This is a genomic window from Paenibacillus sp. 598K, from assembly GCF_003851045.1.
In the GTDB taxonomy this organism is placed as follows: domain Bacteria; phylum Bacillota; class Bacilli; order Paenibacillales; family Paenibacillaceae; genus Paenibacillus_D.
Window position 1 is genome coordinate 1 of the sequence record NZ_BFBX01000391.1, and the last position, 334, is coordinate 334.

The 334-nt window shown below is 70.7% G+C and carries 1 protein-coding gene; it reads right to left on the reverse strand.

All coding sequences use genetic code 11. From position 1 onward, the window contains the following. Window positions 1–183, reverse strand: a 183-nt coding sequence (locus PA598K_RS35585; RefSeq protein WP_185602448.1) for a 5-deoxy-glucuronate isomerase, incomplete at its 3' end; no start/stop codon positions are given. Window positions 184–334: the final 151 nt, after the last annotated feature.

A 334-nucleotide genomic window follows, 5' to 3' on the forward strand; every position in this document is an offset into this window, starting at 1 on the left:
CCCGCTCACCAGCACGAGACAGACCTCGTCCTCGCCGGTCGACCGCTCGAGCGTCTGGCCTGGCTCCAGGCGCAGCGCCTCGAAGCCGACATAGCGCCAGCCCGCCGACTCCGGCGTCACCTGCAGCAGTCTTCCGTCCGCTGCCGGTTGCTGCGCAGCCGGTACGATCAATCGATGCTTCATCTTATACGCCTCCTTCGGCTGCTGCGGCGAGCTGCTGGAGCTGCCGCGCCTCGTCCAGCCGCACCGGGCGGCCCAGCCGCAGCGAGTGGCGCGCCGCGAGCGCCATCAGCTCGGCCTGGTAGCCGTCCTGTCCGTTGATCGGGACCGGCTG